The sequence below is a fragment of the Christiangramia sediminicola genome (assembly GCF_031344135.1).
Taxonomy (GTDB): domain Bacteria; phylum Bacteroidota; class Bacteroidia; order Flavobacteriales; family Flavobacteriaceae; genus Christiangramia; species Christiangramia sediminicola.
Genome location: NZ_JAVJIU010000001.1, coordinates 772255 through 796972, shown reverse-complemented (window position 1 = coordinate 796972; position 24718 = coordinate 772255). Strand labels below are relative to the sequence as shown.

The 24718-nt window shown below is 33.0% G+C and carries 22 protein-coding genes; 1 reads left to right on the top strand and 21 read right to left on the bottom strand.

Annotated elements, in window-relative coordinates; all coding sequences use genetic code 11:
- Positions 1-3: 3 nt before the first annotated feature.
- The 10 genes from RE431_RS03645 to RE431_RS03600 form a co-directional block, all read right to left on the bottom strand.
- Entirely contained in the window at positions 4-822 is an 819-nt protein-coding gene (locus RE431_RS03645) for a class I SAM-dependent methyltransferase (RefSeq protein WP_309560592.1), read from the bottom strand.
- Positions 819-1799, bottom strand: a complete 981-nt coding sequence (locus tag RE431_RS03640) for a glycosyltransferase family 2 protein (protein WP_309560591.1) — start codon at positions 1797-1799, stop codon at positions 819-821. Before RE431_RS03640 ends, RE431_RS03645 begins: the two co-directional genes overlap by 4 nt.
- The gene (locus RE431_RS03635; protein WP_309560590.1) at positions 1789-3657 is read right to left on the bottom strand and encodes an asparagine synthetase B family protein; all 1869 of its coding nucleotides are present in this window, start codon (positions 3655-3657) and stop codon (positions 1789-1791) included. The genes RE431_RS03640 and RE431_RS03635 overlap by 11 nt, the downstream gene beginning before the upstream one ends.
- On the bottom strand, positions 3654-5294 hold the full coding sequence (locus tag RE431_RS03630) for a glycosyltransferase family 2 protein (RefSeq protein WP_309560589.1): 1641 nt from the start codon (positions 5292-5294) through the stop codon (positions 3654-3656). The genes RE431_RS03635 and RE431_RS03630 overlap by 4 nt, the downstream gene beginning before the upstream one ends.
- A complete protein-coding gene (locus RE431_RS03625) occupies positions 5294-6415 on the bottom strand; it encodes a class I SAM-dependent methyltransferase (RefSeq protein WP_309560588.1) in 1122 nt (373 codons plus the stop codon). The genes RE431_RS03630 and RE431_RS03625 overlap by 1 nt, the downstream gene beginning before the upstream one ends.
- A gap of 28 nt (positions 6416-6443) precedes the next feature.
- Positions 6444-7445, bottom strand: coding sequence for an N-acetylneuraminate synthase family protein (locus RE431_RS03620; protein ID WP_309560587.1), 1002 nt, complete (start codon positions 7443-7445; stop codon positions 6444-6446).
- Between the two features lie 173 nt (positions 7446-7618).
- The gene (locus RE431_RS03615; RefSeq protein ID WP_309560586.1) at positions 7619-8233 is read right to left on the bottom strand and encodes a class I SAM-dependent methyltransferase; all 615 of its coding nucleotides are present in this window, start codon (positions 8231-8233) and stop codon (positions 7619-7621) included.
- A gap of 6 nt (positions 8234-8239) precedes the next feature.
- Positions 8240-9325, bottom strand: a complete 1086-nt coding sequence (locus RE431_RS03610; protein WP_309560585.1) for a glycosyltransferase family 2 protein — start codon at positions 9323-9325, stop codon at positions 8240-8242.
- A gap of 12 nt (positions 9326-9337) precedes the next feature.
- A complete protein-coding gene (locus tag RE431_RS03605; protein ID WP_309560584.1) occupies positions 9338-10477 on the bottom strand; it encodes a glycosyltransferase in 1140 nt (379 codons plus the stop codon).
- Complete coding sequence (locus RE431_RS03600; protein WP_309560583.1) at positions 10477-11733, bottom strand: glycosyltransferase family protein; 1257 nt, start codon at positions 11731-11733, stop codon at positions 10477-10479. Before RE431_RS03600 ends, RE431_RS03605 begins: the two co-directional genes overlap by 1 nt.
- Positions 11734-11911: 178 nt before the next feature.
- On the opposite strand from RE431_RS03600, the gene wecB reads away from it, so the two are divergent.
- The gene (wecB, locus tag RE431_RS03595; RefSeq protein WP_309560582.1) at positions 11912-12994 is read left to right on the top strand and encodes a non-hydrolyzing UDP-N-acetylglucosamine 2-epimerase; all 1083 of its coding nucleotides are present in this window, start codon (positions 11912-11914) and stop codon (positions 12992-12994) included.
- Here the strand turns inward: wecB and RE431_RS03590 are convergent.
- From RE431_RS03590 to RE431_RS03540, 11 genes are all read right to left on the bottom strand, one after another.
- Positions 12984-13889, bottom strand: a complete 906-nt coding sequence (locus RE431_RS03590; protein WP_309560634.1) for a glycosyltransferase family 2 protein — start codon at positions 13887-13889, stop codon at positions 12984-12986. The genes wecB and RE431_RS03590 overlap by 11 nt on opposite strands.
- A gap of 20 nt (positions 13890-13909) precedes the next feature.
- A complete protein-coding gene (locus tag RE431_RS03585; RefSeq protein WP_309560581.1) occupies positions 13910-14860 on the bottom strand; it encodes a glycosyltransferase family 2 protein in 951 nt (316 codons plus the stop codon).
- A 20-nt stretch (positions 14861-14880) separates the two neighbouring features.
- Complete coding sequence (locus RE431_RS03580) at positions 14881-15708, bottom strand: glycosyltransferase family 2 protein (protein ID WP_309560580.1); 828 nt, start codon at positions 15706-15708, stop codon at positions 14881-14883.
- Between the two features lie 68 nt (positions 15709-15776).
- Positions 15777-16715, bottom strand: coding sequence for a hypothetical protein (locus RE431_RS03575; protein WP_309560579.1), 939 nt, complete (start codon positions 16713-16715; stop codon positions 15777-15779).
- A complete protein-coding gene (locus tag RE431_RS03570) occupies positions 16715-18163 on the bottom strand; it encodes an MBOAT family O-acyltransferase (protein ID WP_309560578.1) in 1449 nt (482 codons plus the stop codon). Before RE431_RS03570 ends, RE431_RS03575 begins: the two co-directional genes overlap by 1 nt.
- A gap of 263 nt (positions 18164-18426) precedes the next feature.
- Positions 18427-19605 carry a glycosyltransferase gene (locus tag RE431_RS03565; RefSeq protein WP_309560577.1) on the bottom strand — a complete coding sequence of 393 codons (1179 nt, stop codon included), beginning with the start codon at positions 19603-19605 and terminating at the stop codon, positions 18427-18429.
- A gap of 23 nt (positions 19606-19628) precedes the next feature.
- Positions 19629-20588, bottom strand: a complete 960-nt coding sequence (locus RE431_RS03560; protein WP_309560576.1) for a glycosyltransferase family 2 protein — start codon at positions 20586-20588, stop codon at positions 19629-19631.
- Positions 20589-20729: 141 nt separating this feature from the next.
- Positions 20730-21827, bottom strand: a complete 1098-nt coding sequence (locus RE431_RS03555; RefSeq protein WP_309560575.1) for a glycosyltransferase — start codon at positions 21825-21827, stop codon at positions 20730-20732.
- On the bottom strand, positions 21824-22798 hold the full coding sequence (locus tag RE431_RS03550) for a hypothetical protein (RefSeq protein WP_309560574.1): 975 nt from the start codon (positions 22796-22798) through the stop codon (positions 21824-21826). Before RE431_RS03550 ends, RE431_RS03555 begins: the two co-directional genes overlap by 4 nt.
- A 12-nt stretch (positions 22799-22810) precedes the next feature.
- Positions 22811-23506 carry a sulfotransferase family 2 domain-containing protein gene (locus RE431_RS03545; RefSeq protein ID WP_309560573.1) on the bottom strand — a complete coding sequence of 232 codons (696 nt, stop codon included), beginning with the start codon at positions 23504-23506 and terminating at the stop codon, positions 22811-22813.
- 7 nt (positions 23507-23513) lie between these two features.
- Positions 23514-24716 carry an ABC transporter ATP-binding protein gene (locus RE431_RS03540; RefSeq protein WP_309560572.1) on the bottom strand — a complete coding sequence of 401 codons (1203 nt, stop codon included), beginning with the start codon at positions 24714-24716 and terminating at the stop codon, positions 23514-23516.
- Between the last annotated feature and the right edge of the window lie 2 nt (positions 24717-24718).

Genomic DNA, 24718 nt, shown 5'->3' with positions numbered 1-24718 from the left:
ATTTTAAACCTTTTTCCTTTTTTGCATTAATAAACTTACGTGCATACAATTGAATATATAATTATCTGAAATTGCCGATCGCTTCCAATCGTACTCATGCCAGGCTTTTGCCTTAGTAAGTTTTCTTTCAGAAGATATAGGTAAAAGCCCAAAAATTGCGCTCCATTTCGCTTTACCTAAAACAGCCCTTTTGTCAAGGATATTAAATGCTTGCTTGAGTTTATAAAAAGATTTTTTAGAAAAGGGCCATTCCCAGGCTTTATCACTCTGAAATGGACGATAAATCCCTCTTATTATCTTAATAGGCCAGCTCGTTTTAAGCGGATCATGACTAACTATAATTCCTCCATCTGAAAGTTTCTCATCCAGTTTCGTTATTAATTCATCAAGATCCTGAAAATGATGCAATACCCCATATGCATATATAAGATCAAAATCCCTATCCTGGAAATCATCAGAAAGAAAGTCTACAGCTACGGCTCGAGCCGTGGAGAATTTCTCTATACGCTTTTGTAATCTCTCTATACCCTTATCACTAAGGTCAATTCCAATATATTCGCCAGAGTTTTCAGCCAGGTAAATGCTTAGGGAGTTACCAGCATAACAACCAAGATCTAAAACTTTTTTAATCCTTAAATCTCCAAACCAATCTTTATGTAAATTATAGATATCCTGTTCTACACCGGTTTCCTTTTTTATACGATTGAGAGAACCATTTCTGAAATAAGACCAGATTCGAGTAGGTAGATTTTTATTTTTAGTATTATAAAACTCCCGTTGTTTTTCATTTATTTCTTTTCGCTTCTCCTCTTCCATTTTCATTCAGGAGTTTTAAAGAAAAGACTTATCCAGCCTGTTATTCGACCAAGACTTTCAAAAAATGCCTCTTCACTTTGTGAGGTATTTAAAACATTACTCACTCTCACTAAAAGTAACAAAAAAGCTACACTATGCCACTTAAATCTGGCTTGCATGGAAGGCTTAGGGAATTTCACTCTCCACACATACCATCCATTTCTTATAACCATTTTTCCATAGTGATATTTATTGGGTCGGGCGTTCTCGTCATGAAGATGCTGTAATTTAGCATTAGTATTTACATAAAGCTGTCCCAATTCTGAAACACGCAGACAGAAGTCCATATCTTCATAAAGCCCATAACCCTCGAAATATTCTGAAAATTTCAACTTCTCAAATACCTCTCTTTTATAGGAAGCAACGCCCCCCATGAAAAATTCTACGGGATAAGTTCTCCCTGAAGGAGGTAAAAAACTTATTGGATATCCATTCGAAAAACTAGGCATAAACCCAGGTGGACGATCACTTAATAAACCAAATATTTTTCTGAAAGAATATCTACTACCCATGTCTCTTATCCATCCATCAAATTTAAATTCTCTGAATGTGGGCTTTCTTTTTGTTTCCTTCCAATTTACCTGATTTGTAATATAACCTCCTACTCCAATTGTATTTCTGAATTCCTCGTAACTTTCTATTAAATTTTTAAAGTATTCAAGTTCCAGGACTACATCATCGTCAAGAAAACATATAATATCCTTTTTTGCTTTTGAAATGCCAAAGTTTCTCTGTTTGGTGAGACCTCTATCCTTAGGTTCAACATGAAAATATTTTAGATTAAGAAATGACTCAGATTGAAATAAAATCTTAGTGTCATCATCTTTCGATCCATCTACCACTAAAATCTCATCTGGATAAAGACTTTGACCTGTTATCGATCTCATCAATCGATCCATGGCAGCGGGTCTCTGAAATGTGCATATAATAACACTAAAGTTCATTGGCACTTCTCATTTTATTAATGAAAAAAAGATCGGTATTCAAAGCTGCGGCATTCATAATATTCATATTAGCAAAAGGCCAGAACTCCAAAGATTTCCTCTTCTGAGCCTGCGTCTTAATTGCATTAACATAATTCTTACCTAAATAACTAAATTCAAAATAGTCATTCAAAACTTTATTTAGGTCATCTCGCTGGTATGCTTCTACCCAGTTATTCGAATTAAACAATCGGTACCTTGCATTTGCATTCTTTTCTTTCACTAGTTTTTTTATGAAATAATCATCCATAATTTTCCTAAATCCCCAAACCGGGATCCTAAGTAAATGAGGAGCATTCAATGGAATAAGTGGTACCTGACTCGTAGGCACTCTGCTTAGTTTTTTCAGGTCTTCTATGTTTTTAAACAGATTATTAACAAATCCCAGATTCAATCTTTCCTGAGGCGGAATATTACTTGTAAATCGCATAACCTGGACAGATAGAGAGGGACAGTATGAAGAGAATTTCGATCTGTTCAACAATACTTGTTTCCCCATAGGAAACCTTGTATGGGTATACCATGTAAAAAGTTCGTCTACTAATTCTATATATGGAAGTTTATGGGATTCGATTCGCTTAAATAAGAGTGATAAATCTTTAGATAATTTCTCTCGTAATTCATCAACATTTATTTTCAGCTCTAAATTATCAATATTCTTCTGATTATAGTAGCGAATGAACTTCCATGTAATCTTGTCTTTCCATTCTTTAAAAGAATCAGGAGTATTTATTTCAAATTCGTATTCTTTATTAAGCAGGGTATGATTTATGAAATTCTTTTTCTGGTAAGCTTTTGAATTGAATTTTTTTATAGTTCTTCCTGTCGCTGCGGTCGATATATCTCCGATAAGCAGAACCTCGTTATTTCCAGATACATTTTCAAGAATCTCCAGCCAGGAACATAGATGAACACCCTCTGTTTTTAAAGTATATTCTTTTAATGTCTCGACTGATGGAAAGTTAAGATCAGGTTGATGATAATTGTTAAATTCTGCACCTTTGATCCTTGCCAGCTTTTCAGCTATTTTTATCTCGTAATTCTCATTAGCACCATAACTTAAACAATTCAATTCTTTGTCTGCACTTATGGCACCCAGAAGAATTCTACTATCCATACCTCCACTCAGGGCTAAATTAACCTTATTCTTATCTTTAAGGCAATATTCCAGCTCCTGTGTGAGGGTGTTCCAATATCTGCTAATAAGTTCTGGACTAGATTCTTTTTGCGGAATATCCTGATAAAGTGTATCATCAAATTTTCTTTCTAAGACCTTTCCAGAGGAATTGAATTTTATCCATTCTCCTGGTAAAAGTCTGTTACAACCTTCGAGAATAGTTCTACGTCCTAAATTACAGAATTCAGGTCCAAAACTTCTCTGAAATATCCCCGTTTCATCCGTATCTACACTCGTAATAGCTCCTAACCAAATAATACTGTTTGAAATGAAAAAACGACCTTTTCTTTCTAAATAATACAAGGGATAAATCCCAACAGGATCTGTACAGGTAATAACCTTATTCGTATCAAGATTTATAGTGACCAAAGAAAAGGAGCCACTAACATTAGAGGGAACCGGCCAGGATTTTTCAATAATTTGGACACTACTATTCAGGTTGCTTTCCATATCATCGTCCTGTAATGATAGATCTCTCAGATATCCTTCTACGATAGAAAATATAGATCGACCTTTGATACCTTGTATTTGTGATGAATAAAAGCTCCAACCACCCAAATGCATATTGTTAATCACCTCCCCTGATTCCTTTTCAAGAGGATCTAAATTAAGATCTGGAGCACTGGATATAAGAAAATTCATAATTCTTTTTCGGAATTTAAAAATTTCACTTCATCGCTGTTCAATTTGTCTGCCCAGAATTCACTATTCTTCCATTTTTTTTTCATCCCTTTGTAATAAACTACAGGATTTTTTATTTTTTGTCGAAAGTAATATCTAAGAAAAAGCTCAGTTTTAAAACCTCTTAGTTGTTCCAGCGTATAATGTTTTATAGCATAAACCATTATAGTAGGGGAAGGTTTAGGTTTGTCTTTCTCCCAAGGTAATAAATTCGACTCCCTGAATCCGCCTCGGGGAGCTTTTAAGTGTAAAATTTCAATACTTGGATGATAAATAATATCACAGCCAGCATTGCGTAACTTCATTCCGTAGTCTTTATCTTCTCCAAATCCATATTCAAAAACCTCATCGAAGTTTATATTTTTAGCAAACTCACTAGATACTATACTGGTTCCCGATCCAAAACTACCCCATTGCTTAATTTTATGGAAAACGCTATTTTCACCTTTTTGCTTACAATTAATATTAAGACAATCTGCACCAAGTCTTTTCAATTCATCAAGGCTATTACTTAGCAGATCAGTATCAAATCTAATATCATCATCAGCAAAAAAAACCCAATCTGCATTAACCTCATTTAAAGCAATATTCCGGGAATTACAGGCTCCAGTTTCATTAATGAAAAAGTGAAATATATAGAAAGGCCACGTATTAGAATTTAATTCAGGTAAATCGCTTGTTGAAACTGGATCAGGATTCTGCTCTACAATTATTACTTTCCTTGGCTTCAGACTCTGTGCTTTAAGATCTTCCAAAACCTTCAATAAATATTCTTTTCTCCCAAGAGTTGGGATAATCACATCCACGGTAGGACGTCGATTTCCATTTTTTCTAGAGTATAGATCTATATCACTCAAATCAAAATTCTTATTAAAATATTTCTTTTGAAAAAGTGATAGTATTAGAGCTGCTAATGGAAATCTTCCTTCATATCTTATTAAACAAAAGAAAAGTAATAGAATTCGGATGTTCTTATAATGTGAAAAAGTGAATGAAAATAATTCCTTGCTAGATGCTTTTGCTTCTATCCTAATCTTTGGCTGAGCAAATGCCACTGGTGAAGAAATAAATTTATCACCACTATTGGTATTCATTAATTTTGAGTCGACAGAAGATTTTCTTTTTTTGACGAGTTTTGGTGCAGAATAACAAAATAGTCCATTTTGCTGACCTAATTTTGCAATGGAATTTAATAGGAAACCAAAATTTTTAGCTCGTTCAAATAATTCTCGAAAATGAAGTAAAACCTTGCCTTTAATCCCCCCTACATCAGTACTCATTTGCCATGTAGGATATAGTACTTTGTGATTAACATTCACAAAAGGTAGATTGTCAATATAGCCTATAGTTTCTGGTAAATAGGTTGATTTTATTGCATAAGAAGCCATGATAAGATCATGATGAAAAATTTCAGAAAAAACATCAGTGTTCAAATGCTCTTCAAATTCTTTTTCACACCAAATAATTACTTCATTAGGAAACTTCTCCGCCAATTCAAAAAGAGTTTCAGAAATTCCTTTTGTTAAAAGCCCTATTACTTTATTTCCATTGAAAATGCGAGTAATGCTCTTTGCATTGTTATGGATTAGTTTTATCATTAAGCTTTAATAAAAGTATATCTGTTTTCTCCTAATCCAAACTTTTCCTTAGCATAAGGTATTTTATTATGGATATATTCTATACGGTCAAAATCAGCGCCTCTTTTTAATCTTTTAATTGATTTTGCACCATTCTTCTTAAGCTCTTCTTCAATCCGTTCCGGCTCAATTCTTGTATTAATTGGTACCATTACATGATCAAGCATATAAAAAATTCTATTAGTAGGGATGTTCATGGATTTTAAGACCCTTCTGGCAAAGTCTTTATCAACATTTTTCATTAGAGCTCTAAGAATCTCAATTTTATCCCAGAATAGACCGCCAGGTTGCTCAATTAAGTAAAGCCATCCAAATCCACCAGGCTTTAATACTCGCAATTGCTCCTCCACTCCTTTCTGCCAGTTATCTGTATGATGTAATACGCCATTTGAAAACACGATGTCGAAGGAATTATCCTTATATGGTAATTTAAGAACAGATCCCTCATCATAGTTGACATCAGGAATTCCGGCAATCTCCACTCTGGCCCTGGCGTCCTCCAGGCTGATTTCGGAAATATCTATACCCGTACACTCCTTTGCTCCCAAAAATTTCCACGCAACTGTATACCTTCCGCCCCCACAACCCTGATCTAAAACTCTGCAGTTTCCCAGATCTGGGATTTTTAAATCATTTTTGTTTAATCTGGTCTCAAGAAGCGATTTGGCTTCTTCAAAATATGAATAATGGTCAAAGTCTTTGAAAAGATTTCCATAATGTTTTCCAGTACGCAGCTTTACTTCTTCTGAAGGATCTGCAGTAATATTATCCTGACTTTTCAGAAAAAATTTCTCCCAGGTGTTACCTGAAACCAATCGATTACAAAATTCATTTAATTGATCAATTTCTTGAGAAAACCAATCTAGCGGATCTTTTGAACTCAATAAATTCTCTTCAAATACATTGAATAGGTACGGTACAGTTATAGTTCTTATATAGTTATATCTGGAATTATCTGGGAGACTTTCAAAAAACTGGATCAATTTTAATGGAGATTCGCCGTAGACCCCAGTTTTGATACAATTTACAATCTGTGTTATACTATTCAGTTCCTTTATATCACGATTCTCGGTTTCAAGCATTTCTTCTATTTTTCAAATAAAATTAAACCTATTCTTCCAGAATATCTTGCCAATTTAAAAATTCCCATTTACTGATATCTCGATTTAAAATTTTACCGGTAACCTTTTCAAACAATGATGCTGAAATACCATATCCGCTTGGTTTCTTGGACTCCAGATCTTCAAAGGTTAGCTGGTGGCCCGCTGGAAGGTCCTTATTAACAGCAAGAGATTTCTCAAAGATCTTTTTTAGATCTGAAAAATTACTGTTATTCGATTTATCTACCGGACTATTCCTGGATGATTCAATATTTTTAATGGAATCTATCAGATCTTTCACTTCTCTTATTTCAATAGAAGAAGAAGCATCAGGACCAAAGCTCTTTCGATCGAAAACTACATGAAATTCAAGGATCTCAGCTCCAAGTGCAGTTGCCGCAACTAAAGTTTCAAGTTTGGCCGAATGGTCAGAAAAGCCAACCTGAACTTTGTATCTTTCTTTTATTTCCCTAATAACGTTTAATCCATACAATTCAGGATTCGTAGGATATGCCGTGGTACACTGTAAAATGGAAAATTCCATATCTCTTTCCTTTAAAAAATTTACGGTTTCATCCAATTCCTCAAACGAACTCATACCTGATGAAAGAATAATAGGTTTTCCAGTTTTAAATATTCTTTCGAGTAAAAGAAAATTAGAAACTTCACCGGAACCAATTTTGTATCTTTTTACTCCCAGCTTTTCCAGAAGATCCACTGCAGCATTACTGAATGGAGATGCCATGAATTCCACTCCCACCTCATCACATCTATCTTTCAATAACTTCCATTGTTCCGGACTAAATTCCATTCTTTTCCAGTAATCAAAACGAGATTTATCCTGTTTACTGAATTTAACCCTGAATGGTTCAAACTGGCTGCTTTCTGCCTCAGGAATATGAACTTGAAATTTCACAGCATTGACTCCAGTCTCAGCTAAGGCAGCCACATAAGAAAGTGCTAATCCAAGACTTCCTTCATGGGCTTGCCCGACTTCAGCAACAATGAACATAATTTACAATTTAATTGTTATAAAATTTTACCAAGCACAATGATAAAGAAATTGGATATTTTTAGCATTAATTTTAATATGAAATGCTTTCTATGATTTATTCCTTAATTATTATTGCACAAATATCCTACTAGCTTATTCAATGTCACTATACCATCTTATTGAATTACTTCTTATTCTTTTAACTTTCTTAGATTAAAAATAGACTGATTCCTCCATTCATCGTATCCAACTAATTCATAATTATATTTTTCATAAATTATTTCTAATTCATTTTTAGCATAATCACTAAGCCAGCCACTTCTTAAACGGTCATTCTTGCATATATCACTGCAGGCATAGGATAGCACTACATGGTCAATTGACTTGGATATTTGCCTGAAAACCTTGTCCACATCATAGACATATTCTAGAACACCACTAAATATTGCTGTATTATATGGCTCTAAATTAAATTCAATTTGGTGGTTTAAATCACAAATCAACATATCTTCAGATCTTTTACAGATATCTGAAGGGGTATAGGTGCAATTCTCTGGAAGAGAATTTTTTATATCCATATTCCCAGCCCCAAATTCTATTATATTTGATCCTGGATTAATCATTGAAGCTAAAATAGCAGTTCGATTATTCCATTCTATATATAACTCTTCAGGCTGTTTCCATCGATCTAAATCGGATAGTTTAGCTTTTCTAAGCTCAAACGTTTTCTTTGCCTGACGTCTATATTTTTTTGACTCGCGAAACTTTTTTATCTGGTTCAAAAATATATGGTAAATTTTTCTCATCTAACTTTATAACTGGATTTTAAAGATTATAGTCTTCAAATCTTCTGTTATTTCAAAGGAATAATTCGAACTTCTATAATCAAAGATTATTTTCTTTAAAATAACGTTGCTTATTTCTTTTAATGAGATATAGGTTTGTGACTGCATTCCTAAAAGCTTTTTACTTTTAAATTTCACAGAGTTATAATAGGGATCTTCTTTTATCGTCACTTCCAAAATTTGATTTTTTATATCGTAAAGTTCTTCATTGAAAAAGTGGTCTACCTGGGCAAATGTGTTCTCTAAAAGTATTTTTTTAGAAGGAGTTTTTAATAAATTACTTAAAGATTTATCTATTACTTCACCCCAGGAATCCTGTTTTTCAGGAATTGTAATTTTCTCTCTTTGATGGTAAAAGTAGTGTTGTTGATTTATTCTTAAGGCGTTTGTCAATCTTGGAACGACACTCAGCACATTGTCATCTGTTTTTTGATAAGATTCATGCCAAATATGATAAAAATAGGCATCGGTCAACATATTAGACTTATACCCGGCATTTTCCAGTCGAGAAATTAAATCTACATCTTCTGCCCCATAAAAATGAAAAAATTCATCATAGCCCTTTACCTCCCAAAAAGATTTTTTTGAAGTCAGGATCATTCCATTTACTTTACCGTAGCGCTCTGGATTCAAATTTTTGAAATCCAATTTAGAAGAAATCTGGATAGAATCTTTTTTTCCTAGATATCCCATCGTAAAAAGAGTAAAATGATCTAAGGAGGCTTGTTTATGAAAAATATCAATTGAATCTGGGCTAAAGATTATATCTACATCGGCAATAAAAATATAAGGACTATCTGTCTTTTTTATTCCGAAGTTCAAGGCTCTGCTTTTATTCCATAACTGTTGAGCCACTTCCAAATAGTAGTATTTTATAAAACTGTAGCCAGCGAGTAATTTTTCTAAATCCCTGGATATCTCAGGCTTACTGCCATAATTAACAAAGATCACCTCAAAACCCATATTATTCTGATCTTTAAGGGAATCCATAGCGGCTTTAATCCGGCTAATTTCACGATTGCGATAGGCGAAAATTATACTTAATAGCTCCATACTTTCAAATTGCTAGTAGTTTTCTATAAAACTATACTTTTTAAGTACCTCCTGTCTCACAAATTTTCTTTCCAGTTTTGGCTTTACTTCTTTAAAATTAAATTCCACGGCAGCTTCAATAAATGATTTATTATTAATCGCTTTTAGAATAAGCTTTGATATTTCATCAACATTTAAAGGATCTTGTATCAAAAATCCATTTTTTTGATCTTCAATTATTTCTTCGGTAACCCCACCCGGATTAGATTGAATTGGAAATGCTCCCATAATTATTGCCTCCAGTAACGTATTGGGCATTCCATCAGAAATACTATTACCTATAAAAATCAAAGACTTACCCATCAATGTCATTACCTCATTCCTACCAATTTTCTGGTATAATTTAAAGTTTGAGTAATTAACAAGCTCGGAGTTTTCAAAATACTTGATAGCTTCTTTCTCAGCCCCGAAAACAACAATTTCAAAATTATCCAATTGAGATTTTACAGATTGTATCGCCTTAAGAACAGGTATACATTCCCCAAATAGATCTTGGTAACCCTTTATTAATATAACCTGTCTTTCTTCGACCGATTTGATTTCATTTTCAAGCTGAAAATCATAACCGCCACCCCCTGGATATACTCCTAAAAACTTTCCAGTAAATCCATATTTTTTTGCTATTTCATAATCCCTCAAGCAATCTGCAAACATATAATTCACTCTAGGAAGAACTAACCTAATATCTTTTAAATAATCAGGATCATTTTGGAAAAAGTAAAGATCATTTCCCCAGGCCGAATAGACCCATTTCAAATCTGGATATTTATTCATCACCTTTAAAATTGGAGCACAGGCAGAAAAAAGCACAAAACTTTGGACTATATCAGGTTCAATTTCCCTAATTTTTTTTTCAACAATATCTGAGAGTTTTCTTTCATTAAATACCTGTATTCCTTTATAAAGTTTTGGAAACTTCAATTTTAATGTCTGTCTTCCAGGAAAATCTACTCTCCGCTTCCAATTAACACTCTGATGAACCCATCCAATTTTATTTACTTCGGCACCATTATCGAAGACATCGATCCAATATACTTCATGCCCGGAATCCTTTAATTGGTTAGTCCAATTAAAAAAATGATTTGCAAACATAGAAACCATTAATATCTTCATTATGGTTGTGAGCTTTGAATTTTACCCAGGACCTCCCGTAGGTAAGGCGTGGATAAATAATTAATCAGATCAGTGCGGTTTAGACCTTCGGTTCCCTGATAGTTTTTCCAATTAAGATATAGACTCTCAATAATATCTGCGATTTTATCCTCATCATCAATTTCTGACCAATAGCGGTAGTCCTCACCCAATAATCTTTTTGATTCACTTAATTTAGGACCTAACAAAAGGATGGGTTTATCTGCCTGAACACAGTGCGGAAATTTACCTGGAAGAAAGGGACTTATTTCAGATTTGGCCTCAAGAATTATATTTACAGCTGCATTTTGCTGCATCTTACGAACCTTATCAAAAGAAATATAGCTTTCACTTACCTTTAATTCTTTCAAATGCTTTTCATAATCTTCTAACCAGGAAGAAAACACGTTTTTTCCTCCTAAAAAGATCAATTTTGAATGACCTCTAGCATTTGAATTTCTTTTTAAGAATTTTTCAAAAGCTCGAACCAGACTTTTAGGATTTCGAGGATCTAATAGGGTGCCAGCGTGTAATAAATTAAAATTATCGGGATTGAAAAATTCAGGCAATTCAATTCCCTCGGTTTTACTATCAAATAATTGATGTGGAATTATATAACCTGTTTTTAAAAAGTTCGGGAAATAACTTCCCATCCATTCCATTAGAAGTTTACTTGGAAAAGCACTGTAAGCTGCATTTTTAGAAATATCATGGATAAATTTCCATTTTTGGAAATAGCCTGCCTCCACCCAGGCAAAAGGCCTGGGATAAAGATGGGCGGGATAAGGATCGTGAATGTAAGCCAGCCATTTATGATGTAACTCCGGCATTTTTAAAAGTGCGTGATGAGGCCGGAAACTACCTCCTTTACTAAGGGTGATAATCAGGTCTGAATCTAGTTCTTCCGATCCTTTTAATTCATCTATTATACTATTACGATCATTATACAGGGTAAAACTAAATCCGAATAATTTTTCAAGTGGTATGTGAAAGTCTAGTTTTAATTTAAGCCGAAGGAGTCTTTCAAACCTACTTAAATAAAAAAGAAAACTATTACGATTCTCCTTTATTGCTTTACATGGAATTTCTTCTAATTGAATATCTTTTCTGGTATAGTGGAACACTTTAACATTGAACCCAATTTGTTTAAGGTTCTTAATAAGAGCTACACGACCTTTTGTTCCGCTGCTATCTTCAACATCTATTGATTCTGCAACGATTAATATTTTTTTATCCAATGGCGAATCTAATATTTATATCCTTTTCGTAAAACTATCATTTCTCAATTCCCTGTGCAAGACTTAATTTTCTACTTTTCTTAGAAATAAAGGTAATAGGCAAAGAATTATTAATAGTTTTAGCCTTATTGAATTTGTTTCAAAACCAATCTTAAAAAATTCCTTGAAAATATTTAAAATGTATTTAGACCTTATTGCTGGAACAAGACCAAATTTCGTTAAGATAGCTTCTATTATACATGCAATTGATGAATCTGAACTAAATTTCACTTACAGATTAATTCATACTGGTCAGCATTATGATAAAAAGTTAAGTACTAATTTTTTTAAAGACCTGAAATTACCTGAACCAGATCATAATTTAGGGGTAGGAAGCGGAAGTCAGGCTAAACAAACTGCCGAAATAATGACTGCCTATGAAAAATTACTGGAAGATAAGACCCCGGATATTTGTATTGTGGTGGGCGACGTTACATCCAGCATGGCTTGTGCCATAACAGCTAAAAAGATGTTAGTTAAAGTCGCCCATATCGAAGCTGGTCTTCGCTCCTATGATTGGGAGATGCCTGAGGAAATAAACCGGGTTTTAATAGATAGCATTGCCGACTACTTTTTTACAACTACAATCGAAGCCAAGACTTACCTATTAAGTACGGGAAAAGATGCGAACAGTGTTTACCATGTTGGTAATACTATGATTGATACTTTAGTAAGATTCAAACAGCATTTTAGAAAACCCGATATTTGGAATAGACTTGATCTAAAAAAAGATCAATATTTAGTTCTTACCATGCATCGCCCTTCGAATGTGGATGGCTTAAATCACTTAGAGAAGATTCTAAAATCGATCACTTCTTATAGGAAAGATATTCCGATTATTTTCCCAGTTCACCCAAGAACGGAAAACGCAATGAAAAGACTTAAATTTGATTGTTCTAATTTATTTTTGAGCTCAGCATTGGATTATCTTGAATTTAATTTTCTGGTTCAAAATTCGAAAGCTGTGATCACCGATTCGGGAGGCATTACGGAAGAAACAACTGTTCTTGGAATCCCCTGTCTAACCATAAGAGAGAATACGGAGAGACCAGAGACCACAGAAATAGGAACTAACGAAATTGTTGGTACAGATCCAAAAAAAATTGAAGATGCTTTTTCCAGGCTCTTTAATAATAATTGGAGGAAAGGTAGCATTCCAAATCTGTGGGACGGTAATACAGGTTTAAGAATTCTTAGAGTATTAAACCAACTTAATTCATGATCTTCCCTTTCAATTTTAAAATTGGCCTGAGAACTGGATAAAACTCAAATCCAAACTTATACTTAAAAATTTTTGTCCTGTTAAATCTGGAATATTCCAAAATCAGATAAAGAATTTCTTTAGATTTTAGCATAAAGGCCAGTTTAATAAAGTAATCTGTTAGAACTCCATCAATCAATTTCTTTTCACCTAAATTTTTAATGACCAGTTTAGTAGCTTTTATTTTGGATTTTACTCTATTTTGGTTCGAGGAATGGAATTCATAGGTTGTAGAAGAATTATGTTTTCGACCAAAAAATAAATTTACATCAATTGAAATTCCTTTTACCCCTTCAGAAAAAAGTCGGGAATAATATTCCCATTCATCAGCATACACGATCTCTTCATTGAATCTCTCATCTAGAAGATCTCGCTTCCGCCATAAAACATTGCATGTATTAAACTCAAGTTCATTCTTAAGAATTTGTGATAAATTGGATTGCGTAATGACTTTTCTATCATATTTATCAACAGGCTGAATCAAATTATTATTGAAATCCCCAAAAAATAGTTTTCTGCCAAAGCGACAAAAGGATAACCCTGATTTCAAAACCTCTTCCAGACTAATTCTCAGGCACTCTGGGTGAGCTACATCGTCACTATCGAACCAGTGTATAAATTCTCCATTAGATTTTTCAAGACCGAAATTGCGGCAAGAATTAGCTCCTTTATTTTTACTAGAAGGTCTTTTAAAAAGTTTGAATCTATGGTCCTTTTTTATAAAATTTTTAATAACTGCTTCAGTTCTGTCTGTGGAGTGATCATCTACTATTAAACACTCCCAATTCATATAGGTTTGTTTCAAAATTGATTCAAGAGACTCTATAACCAAATTCTCCCGGTTGTATACTGGCATTATGACACTTATCAAATCGCTCACTCTAAAATTTTTCTTCTGATTCTTTTTAAGGGATTTAAAATAAACCTGGCTGGATAAAATTTTATTAACCTTGCGTGCATCCATGCCGCAGGCTTACTAGGTTCCATTACAATTTGCCGTTTAAAAAAAGATTTGTTCTGTTTTAGTATTTCAGGAAATTGTTTACAGTTAAGATACAGCCTTTCTTTAGTCTTCTCAATAAAGTAATTTGAATCCTCACCATAGCGAATATTTAAAATTACCTCTATTAATTTCCAACTTTTTATTAGGTCTGCAATATTATCGTTTCTGGTTCCACTAATGTTATTAGCGGTCTTTTTTCTGTAATAAGCAACGGGCTCATTAGAAAACTCAATTTTTTTGGAGTTTGAAATAACCCTAGCCATAAACTCACCATCTTGATTAACCTTTAGATATTCAAACCAAGGACCGGCCCTCAGCACCAATTCTCGTTTCATCAAATATGAATGGATGGGCATATAGCCTACTGAATCTGCCAAATGGTTTAGATATTCTAAAGACGAATTGAAACTTCGGTAGACCGGCAGGCCATTAAAAACCTCTTTCCTTATATTCTGCCCAAATCGTCCCCATTTGCAAAATCCTAAATCAGCATTACTTTCTACCAGCTTATTGTATTGAATTTCTAGTTTATTTTCGCTTATCACGTCATCTGAATCAAGCCACTGGACATAATTACCAGTACTGTTTTGAAATCCAAAATTTCGACAGGAATTAGCACCTTTTGGATAAGTTGAGGGTCTTTTATAAAGTTTAATTCTATGATCTTTTTTCCTATAATCGTTTACAACCTCTTCTGTATTGTCTTCAGAGCCATCATCCACAACGATGCACTCCCAATCACTAAAGGTTTGACTCAAAACAGATTCAATGGTTTGACCTATTATGGAAGCACGGTTATATGATGGAATTATTACGGAAACCAAAATTTTTAGCCTTTGTATTTTTAAAAAATGAATTTAAATTTTCTATTTATCCGATTAAGTATTTTCTCAATTTTATAAAGGCGAGAAGACTTTAAACGTTTTATCTCATCATCTTTAGATTTTATTTCAAGCAACAGTTGTTCTAAGGTAAAATCTATATCAGTTGCTAAAAGATCTTTATGTTTTTTATAAACATATTTACGAATTTCTGAATAGTGACTCCTGGCGTTCTTATTTCTCGAATTAGGTAAATTTCTATAATGTAGGAGTATTTCAGGAATGACCTTCATTTTCCAGCCTTGTTTACCAATAGCAATCCCAAATTCCCAGTCTTCAAAACCTTTAGCTAATTCTCTATCATACCCTCCAACCTCTTCCCAACATATTTTCCTAAAAAGCATACTTGCAGTTCCATTATTCTTAAAAAGTCCAGATATCGCATTAGCACCTGTAGGCTTAGAAACTCTAGTTAATTTACCAGAACTATCTTCAATAGAGGTCCAGCAAGTTACCATTCCTACGTCCGAATTATTATCCAGGATTCCAACGGCTTTTTTTAAAAATCCGGGTTCAAAATAATCATCGGCATCTAAAGTTAATATATATTCCCCACTTGCCTTTTCTATTCCATTATTACGAGCAATTACAACCCCTTGATTTTCCTGCGTTATCAAGATATTAATTTGATCGCTAAGCTTTGCTAAAACCTTTTTGGTATCGTTATTAGAGCCATCATCTACTACAATAATCTCCTTATCTTTATAAGTTTGATATATAGCAGATTCAATAGCTCCTAATACATATTTTTCGTGATTGTAACAAGGTATTACTACGGAAACCAATTTCATCTATAGATTTCTTTTCTTCAATAATAACAAGTATAATTCAATTCTTATCCCTATAACGAGAGATATTCCTATAGATTTTTAAAATTTACTTTTAGATCCTGTATTACTGCCTGGGTAAATTCCTGAACTCCTATCTGGTTTAAATGTCGTGAATCATAAAAATGAAGACTGTCTGTTAACTTGAGGCTTAAGTTATAATCTTTGAAATCACCCAAATCTGAGATCTTTTCAGCAAAATCATCATTATTTTTAATCGAATTATATGAATGACTCGTAACTGGCGGCCTTACAATCAAAACTTCTATATTATTTTTTCTTAATATCTGCATGATTTCCTGAAATTCTTCAATTTGCTTTTCCTGAACATTGATGGTTCGGAAATTTATTTTATTGACCGGTTCAAAGTAAGTGACAGTTCTTTCAACAAACCCTCCATTTCTTACGTATTCGTCCAAACCTTTTCTGGTTGGTTCGTCATAAAGAGAGAAGTTTGTTTTACTCTGTAACCATGAAAATAATAACGTATTAAAAAGCTTTATTTGAGGGTTATCTGCAAGTAAACTAAATGTTGAGAAATTAATTTCTGGTAGATTGGCAACTATATCTAACGAAGCTTCTAATCCATTTCCTGTAAAGTCATTTGGAGCAACTACATAAATTACCTTATCTGGCTGAATTATATCCAGGTAAATATTTAAAAGTAATTTTGTCTGCATCGGGGTTTGAGCACTGGAACCTAAATTGAATGCTTTTAAGCCATTTCCCGCAAATATCCTGGTATCTAATCCCCTATATGCCAGAGATGATCCTAATATAAGCACATCGTTTTTTTTCTGTTTAGATGCATCCTGAAGACGAGAAAAAGTATGCCCATAGCCTCCTTTTAAATATATTAGGTTTCTTTTGAAATCCTGAGGAGCAAAATTACCAACAATGAAGATTAATCCTGCGTATATTAAACCACAGAACAGAAAAAAATATATCAGTTTTATAAATGATTTTTTCATTAAAATTGAAAATAAATAAAAGCTGTTTCCTCCGTGTACATATACATCCCTATAATAAATATAAGAATCGAATAAAATGACCATCGAGGAAATTGTGGTAATGAATTTTCCAATCCTTCCAATGCATATAATTTTGTTCTTCCCCTCCATTCTATCAATGACATTAGCCCAATAAGGGAAATAAGCATCTTGGTACTAATTAGGGTATCCAGTTGAGGTATGTCATAAATTCCTCTATCAAAGATATATCCTATATATTCAAAAGCGGCAGCTATATTGCGGGCTCTGAAAAATATCCAGGTAAAACAGATAAATATAAATGTTATAATAATTTTGCCTAACTCATTATAACTAGGAAAGATTCTACCTTTTGCTACCACATCGAGATGCAGCCGGTTTCTTTTTCGCAATAATACAGGCAAAAAGAAAATTGCATTCAATCCTCCCCAAAAAAGGAACGTCCAATTGGCGCCATGCCAAAAACCACTTACCAGAAAAATAACAAAAACGTTGCGTATTTGATTTATAAGTGATCCCCTGCTCCCTCCTATAGGTACATAAAGATAATCCCGAAACCAGGAGGAAAGAGAAATATGCCAACGTCGCCAGAATTCGGCAATATCCCTGGAAAAATAAGGAAATGCAAAATTTTGCATTAATCTAAAACCAAATAATCTGGCCGTACCAATGGCAATATCTGAATATCCTGAAAAATCCCCATAAATTTGAAAAGCAAATAAAATAACTGCTAAAACCAGAACACTCCCGCTCTGACCTCCCGGATCATTAAAAACTATATTTACATATTCGGCACAATTATCTGCAATTACCATTTTTTTGAATAAACCCCATAAGATCTGTCTAAGCCCTTCGGAAACATCTGAATGATTGATACTTCTATTCCTTTTGAATTGTGGTAGTAGGCTTGAGGCTCTTTCAATCGGTCCTGCCACCAATTGAGGAAAAAAACTCACATATACTGCAAAATCAATAAAACTTTTGCTAGGCTTCAATTGATTTCTATAGATATCTATAGTATAACTTAATGTTTGAAATGTATAAAAACTGATGCCTACCGGAAGAAGTATGTTTAAGGTATAATCGGGGAAGTGAGCTCCCATTAAGCTAAAAGCATCTTTAAAATTATCTATGAAAAAATTGAAATATTTAAAGAATCCGAGAATTCCGAGATTCAATATAAGGCTACCCCATAATAGAATTTTCCTCTTCAATTGCCTGCTTTCACTTCCCAGTTGTAAGCCAATCAAATAATCTACAAGGGTACTTAAAATTATAATACCTAAAAATCTCCAGTCCCACCAGGCATAGAAAAAATAGCTGGCTAGTAAGAGAATAACATTCTGAATCTTAATGCTTCTCTTAAAAAGCCAGTAGACTATAAAGACTACTGGAAGGAAAAGTGCAAAATCGAAAGTATTAAATAGCAACTAGATATAGCTTTTATTAATAATCTTCTGGGCAATTTCTTAAGATTTTTTGAATGAAATTTATTGGCCAGGCTAAAAATCATTTAATAATCTAAAGAAGGTTTTAGAACCTAAACTTATATTAGGAATATATTTCCTTATTGATTTGACTAATTTTTAAAAAAATCACGGTTAGTAAAACAATCATAGAAAAAATTCACTTATATGATTTACACTAAATTTCAAACGTAATCTCGATTAGGAGGCTTAAAATAAAGACACCATTAGTGTTTAGCTGAACAAACCTCCGTTAAAATCATTTCAAGATCATGTATATATTTTTTACCATCAAACTGCTTTATTTTACTTTGATTGTTTCTGGACATTGATAACCTTAAGCTTTTATTTTCTATTAGTTTCATTAGAGCTAAAAATAAATCTTCTTCATCATTATTAACTAAAAAACCATTGATATCATCTTCTACTAACTGTCTACATCCAGGGTGGTTTGATGCGACTACAGGTAAACCATATAACATATATTCCATAACTGCATTTGGCATTCCTTCAATTTTTGACACGAGAACTCCTATATCTAGGATATTTAATACATCTTGAACCTTTTTATTCGTCAACAATGAAACCCTATTATTACAACTAGATTTTTTTATTATCTTATTTAATTCTTCAAATTTCTTCCTGCTTGTAGCACTTATATCCTTATTACCCAAAAATATAAGATGAACATCATATTGATTAAAATTAATTCTTTCAAAAGCTTTCAATAAAAGTTCATGATATTTATCGTAGCGATATTGAGCTATCATTCCGATTAATATCTTTTTTTCTGAAATTTGGAAGTTGCTTAAGATTCTTTCCCGATTTCCTCGCTCATAATTCAAGCTAACATATTGAGGCAACACATATTTCTTATTTATTCTGTATTGCTGAGAAAAAAGTTCCAAACCAGTAGGAGAGTTTGCAATAACACAAGGTATATGTTTAGCCGCTATTTCCTCGAATATATCTCTACTCCATTTATCCAGGCCTAGTTGATGCCAAAAGGTGATTTTAACAGAAGGCAGAATTTTGTATAAGTAAAAACTAATTTTAGAAGGTGTGTTTAAGAATGGAATTATTATATCATATTGATATTTATTTAGTTCCTTTCGTAATTTCCAGAGATACCCTAGAGACCATTTTAAACGCTTAAAATTACGTAATTCAAACTTCTTTGGTAAATTTAAATAAGCCGGACCAAAATAATGGACTTTTCTTATTTGGCATTCTTTGCTATAAGTCTCAAAATCCTTGTCTAATTTATCAGAAAAAGTCAGCAATAAATCGACCTCACAATTATAATCCTCTACTAGAATTTTTGATAAGCCTAAGCCTTGCCTTTCAGCACCACCTAGTGCTCCATGATGAATAATTAATAAAATATTTTTGTTCTTGAAATTCATCAAATAAATTGATATATCTTAAATTATTCTAAGCTATTGGCCAAAATATTACGATGTCTCCTTAATAATTTATTGTACACAAGAATTAAATTAAGTATTGCATTTAGCTTCCAATATTCTTTTCCTGTAATAACGCCCGAATTTCTACTTACTTTTAAAAGTTTCAACAAATCTACTCGTGTTACTTCAGCATAATGTAAACTAAAAAAATGCTTTAGATAATTTCTCAACAAGGGAATACATTCATGCATATTGTTGTCTTCGAGTTCCTCTGCTATGTCTGGAATAAAAAGCAAGAGAGATTTGATATAATTATCTGCTATTAAAAATCTATCTCTAAAGTTAGGATTATTTACCCTGTAAATACTATCTGGCATTTGATCGTGGGCAAGCGTATAATTGTCGTATTTCAATAATGCTCGAATATGAAGTTCAGGATCATTTAACCTGGGATAATCCACTTTAAATCCATTTAATTTTCTAATAAAATTTACGTCCCACAAAACGCACATAATTCCCCAGGATATATTATTAGTCAGAAATTTTTTTAAATATTCACCTTTATAATCTTCCGGTTTAATCGACATTCTCCGCATAAGATTATTATTTTTCATATACATCGGGAAAATATAAAAATCGCTTCCGGGTGATTTTCTTAAAATATCTAATCTGTTAGAAAGAGCGTACGAAAATAATTGATCATCGGAATCTAAAAACATCAAATACTTACCATTAGCCTTTTCCAAGCCAACATTCCGACAATGAGAAGCTCCTTTTGGATTAGTCCTCCTCACCAGATATTTAATCCTTGAATCCTTTTGAATGTAAAAATCCACTAATTCTTCAGTGTAATCTGTGGAACCATCATCGACTATTAAGCATTCCCAATTCTCATAACTTTGTAATAGCAAAGAATCTACTGCTCCCCCCAATACTTGAGATCTATTATAGGTTGGGATAATAATCGATATTAATGGTTGCATTAAAGAAGACAATTATCTGCAATATAAAAAAACTTGGTAGTAGATATCTATTTGGTAGGAGAATAAAAAAAAGTAAATACGACTTTTTATCCTAAACTTTCAATTATAAAACAAATTGATCAATCTCACTAAAATATCGTATCAGCTACAAGCTGCCAGGAGTATATTGTTTATGCTATTTATATGATCATCTAGGCGGAAGTTTGAGCTGATATTCTTTTTCCCATTTTCACCCATTTCTTTTGCTAAACCAGGATTTGATAAAAGTTCTATCATCCTATCTGACATGAGATCTACCGAATGTTCTTTTACGAGAAAACCATGTTCATTATCAGTAATTACATCTGGAATTCCTCCATGGACAGTTGAGATTACCGGTAAGCCTGCAGCAGAAGCTTCAAGTATAGATAATGGCGTACCCTCCATATCTCCATCCCCTGCAGTAATAGAATGTTGTACAAGAGCAAGAGACTCTGAAAGTAATACCATAAAATTATTTCTCGATATAACTCCTGGAAAGCTTACGTTATTTTCCAGATGGTAGTATTTCACAAGGTTTTTACAGCTATCCCATAATTCACCGTCCCCAGCCATAACCAGTTTTGCTTCCGGAAACTTTTCCAATACTTTTCGAAATGAAAGTATGAGATAATAAGGAGCTTTTTTATCCACAAATCTGCCAATAGAGACAAACTGCATTTTACTGAAGTTTGGAACAATCTTCAGAAATTCTACTCTTGGACCATATACGTTATATACTAATTTTTCTTTAGGGCATCCTAAATCAAGTAAATCCCCGTACATTTTCTTTGAAACAGCAATTACTTTAAAAGCATAATTAAAAAGTTCTCTATAATTTTCATTTAGTTTAATGACTTCATATCTACTGGCATCATATCCATGAAAATGCACGATTAATGGTATAGCAAGTTCTTTACAAATTGAGACCAAACGTGTGCCAACGGGCCCATATTCTGCAAGTACCACATCTATTTTATTGATTTCAAAAGATTTCATCAAGGCCTGTTCGGCTAAGGAAAATTGATTTAATCTGAAGTGTCCTTTAAAAATATCAATAATTCGTCTACGCCGGGAGTTAATAACCACCCCGCCTTCTACCCTTGTAGGCAGCTCCCCATCATAATAGTAAAATATAGTTCCGGTAAGAAATTCTTTGTGGGCCTGTATGAAAGTCTCAGAATAGGCATTCTTATTCGGGGAACATATGGCTATATTCATGATAGTTTTCTATAAATCTTATTAAGGAAAGATTTTGAAGTATCTACTACTCCCTTTTTTTTATTTTTTTTCTTAAAATCATTTTCACTCCTCGATTTTTTAAACCGGCCTTTTTCATAATAATCCTCAATAATATCAATATCTGAATACTTTAAAAGCTGGTCGCGATACTTTTCCAGGTAAGGTTTTAAAAGCTTATCATTCTCATAGAAAATTCCGGTAAGCATGGTATTTGTGAAATGAATAAAAACTATAGGAAACTGATGATTGATTAAAACTTCTCCATCTTTACCGGGAGTTCGTTCACAAATAACCTGGTTCCAGTTCGCTACATTGCAGCCTTTATGCTTAAGCACCTCAACATCTTCAAAAATAACAGGCATAAGATCCAGGTATCGCTGGTCTACATAATAACCATCTTTCCTGTTAACTTCACATTTAAACAAGACCATTTTTGCCCACCACTCCAAAGCCTTTTCAGCACCTCTGGAAGCACCAATAAAACCTGCATTATATAAACCATCTCGAAAATTATGTACAAAATTAGAATACTCCTTATCAGGATTTGCACTACGCCAATGCGGTGTTAAAAGAACATTAGCTTTTTCAAGATTGTCAAATAAAAACTCATAGTCATTAAAAAAATAAAGATCTGAATCCAGATAAATAACCTTGTCGTAAGTTTTCAATAAAAACTCGAGAAACAAAGGCTTCATGCCCCACCGGTATGCATCATGATATTCATGATAATATTTTCCCTTAAGATCCTTAACCAAAGAATTTACAGCGAGATCATCAAAATAATAGGTTTTTATATTTGGCCTCTTTACTAATTCAGACTCTATAGTCTCTGATAAATTTCCCTGACTTATAAAAACTGAAAACTCTATATCTCTATTAAACTGAATCAAAGAGTCATGTAATGCTAATGCATAATGAGCATAATTAGCGGTGATAATTGTGCAAAACATAAATTAAATTAATTACCCTTTAAATTCATTTTTCAGCTTTTGAAAAATTGAACGTTGATCACAGAATTTAAAACCAAAAAATTCTATATCATCAAAATAGATGTTTGCGACCATTTTCTTTTTTTTAGAATTATAAAAGTGAGAGTAATGAACCTTGTTGTTGTAATCTCCAATATTTAGATTATAACTGAAGAATCTAGATTCCAGGGATAAATCCTCACATAATTCTTTGAAGCCCGAATCTAGATTTTCAAAATTTATTTCTTTATCATAATCAATTCTTCGATCATCTAAAAAAAAATAAGGTTTTTGAGAAAAAAGGTGTTCTCCAACATACTGCCTATTTCCCCTTTTGTCTAACATTCCAAAAAAATCACCTTTTTTATTTAGATAATTGAAAAAACTGTCATCTATCCCAAAATGACTTTTTAAATAATGATAATCAGAGAAGGATCGCGACCAAGAGTTTCTATATATTATAAACTTATAGTAATTATTCCAATGGTTTTCGGATATTAAATTATTATCCAATAGTTGTTGAGGGGTAGCATGTTGCAACCACATGCTAAGCTTTTCACTCCAGCCGAATAATTTTTCATAATCTGGTTCATTATATTTTTTTGTATCTATTCCAAATGCATTTTCTACGGTAGTGCCAGCACATTTAGAAATATGAATAAATATACATTTATGCTTATGGGAAATCATCTATTATCTACCTATTTATTTGCTGATATTCTGATTTGAGAAGGAAGGACTGAAAGTGATCTTCCGGATGTATCAACTGAAAGACGGCTATATTATTGATCCTTAGGTGAGGATTATTACTATTTGCCTTAAATACAGTTAAATTAATGCTATAAAAACCTTTTGATAATTGTAAATTTTTATGATTCACTAAAAAATCTAGTCTACCATTTATAATCTCTAATTTACTATCCTTATTATTTGGATTCAGTATGGCTACAGGTCTTTGTTCCTTGTCATAAATTAAAATTCTAAATAAAGGAACCTCTACTTCCTCTTTAAATTTCATTGAGAACTGAATACTTAAATTATCATTCCAGTAAAACCGTGTCGTTTCAATTGAATTTGAAAGTAATCTTACGTTATTAAGTTCCAAAGTCCCATCATCAAAAACAATACTTTCGTTATTATTAATAAATGAGGAATAATATTTATCTATACCCTCTCCTACATCGTTACTATAAAATTTTGACCTTCCATGATCTAACAGTAAAATTTCACTGCAAATTCTGGATACCATAGGCATATTATGTGAAACAAATATAATAGCTGTATTAGGTAGAATATTATCAATAGTTTTAAAGCATTTCAAAATAAATCCCAGGTCCCCTACTGCTAATACTTCATCAATGATCAAGACATCTGGTTTCATCTGTGCGGCAATAGCAAAACCTAACCTCACATTCATCCCACTACTGTAATTCTTAACCGGCATATCTATAAATTCGCGTAACTCAGCAAAATCTATAATTTCTTCGATTTTTTCCTTGATCTCTGCCCTGGTAAATCCCAATACAGCACCATTATTATAAATATTTTCTCTTCCGGTAAGAATAGGGTTAAAACCTGCCCCCAGTTCTATTAGAGCACCTACACGGCCTTTCATTGTGACCTTGCCGGCATCGGGTTTCATGAGTCCGTTTAATATCTTTAAAAGCGTAGATTTCCCGGCCCCGTTATGACCAATAAGGCCAAGGCATTCCCCACGTCGCAGCTCGAAATTTATATCTTTAAGGGCCCAGAATTCCTTTTCCCTTAAATGGCGCTCTTTCCTGTTCCCTCTAAGATTTGAAAAGAGGTCTTTTACACCGTACCAGAGGCTGGTCTTTAGATCTTTACAGAATTTCTTAGAAAGACCTTCAACTTTTACAAGTACTTCGTTATCTGCCATAT

Coding starts and splice junctions, on each gene's coding strand:
- wecB (WP_309560582.1), top strand. CDS start 11,912: ATGTATTTAGACCTTATTGCTGGAACAAGACCAAATTTCGTTAAGATA.
- RE431_RS03580 (WP_309560580.1), bottom strand. CDS start 15,708: ATGAAATTGGTTTCCGTAGTAATACCTTGTTACAATCACGAAAAATAT.
- RE431_RS03560 (WP_309560576.1), bottom strand. CDS start 20,588: ATGCAACCATTAATATCGATTATTATCCCAACCTATAATAGATCTCAA.
- RE431_RS03545 (WP_309560573.1), bottom strand. CDS start 23,506: ATGATTTCCCATAAGCATAAATGTATATTTATTCATATTTCTAAATGT.
- RE431_RS03615 (WP_309560586.1), bottom strand. CDS start 8,233: ATGAGAAAAATTTACCATATATTTTTGAACCAGATAAAAAAGTTTCGC.
- RE431_RS03565 (WP_309560577.1), bottom strand. CDS start 19,605: ATGAATTTCAAGAACAAAAATATTTTATTAATTATTCATCATGGAGCA.
- RE431_RS03645 (WP_309560592.1), bottom strand. CDS start 822: ATGAAAATGGAAGAGGAGAAGCGAAAAGAAATAAATGAAAAACAACGG.
- RE431_RS03540 (WP_309560572.1), bottom strand. CDS start 24,716: ATGGCAGATAACGAAGTACTTGTAAAAGTTGAAGGTCTTTCTAAGAAA.
- RE431_RS03605 (WP_309560584.1), bottom strand. CDS start 10,477: ATGAAGATATTAATGGTTTCTATGTTTGCAAATCATTTTTTTAATTGG.
- RE431_RS03590 (WP_309560634.1), bottom strand. CDS start 13,889: ATGCCAGTATACAACCGGGAGAATTTGGTTATAGAGTCTCTTGAATCA.
- RE431_RS03620 (WP_309560587.1), bottom strand. CDS start 7,445: ATGTTCATTGTTGCTGAAGTCGGGCAAGCCCATGAAGGAAGTCTTGGA.
- RE431_RS03640 (WP_309560591.1), bottom strand. CDS start 1,799: ATGAACTTTAGTGTTATTATATGCACATTTCAGAGACCCGCTGCCATG.
- RE431_RS03625 (WP_309560588.1), bottom strand. CDS start 6,415: ATGCTTGAAACCGAGAATCGTGATATAAAGGAACTGAATAGTATAACA.
- RE431_RS03550 (WP_309560574.1), bottom strand. CDS start 22,798: ATGTTTTGCACAATTATCACCGCTAATTATGCTCATTATGCATTAGCA.
- RE431_RS03575 (WP_309560579.1), bottom strand. CDS start 16,715: ATGAAAAAATCATTTATAAAACTGATATATTTTTTTCTGTTCTGTGGT.
- RE431_RS03610 (WP_309560585.1), bottom strand. CDS start 9,325: ATGGAGCTATTAAGTATAATTTTCGCCTATCGCAATCGTGAAATTAGC.
- RE431_RS03630 (WP_309560589.1), bottom strand. CDS start 5,294: ATGATAAAACTAATCCATAACAATGCAAAGAGCATTACTCGCATTTTC.
- RE431_RS03555 (WP_309560575.1), bottom strand. CDS start 21,827: ATGAATATAGCCATATGTTCCCCGAATAAGAATGCCTATTCTGAGACT.
- RE431_RS03635 (WP_309560590.1), bottom strand. CDS start 3,657: ATGAATTTTCTTATATCCAGTGCTCCAGATCTTAATTTAGATCCTCTT.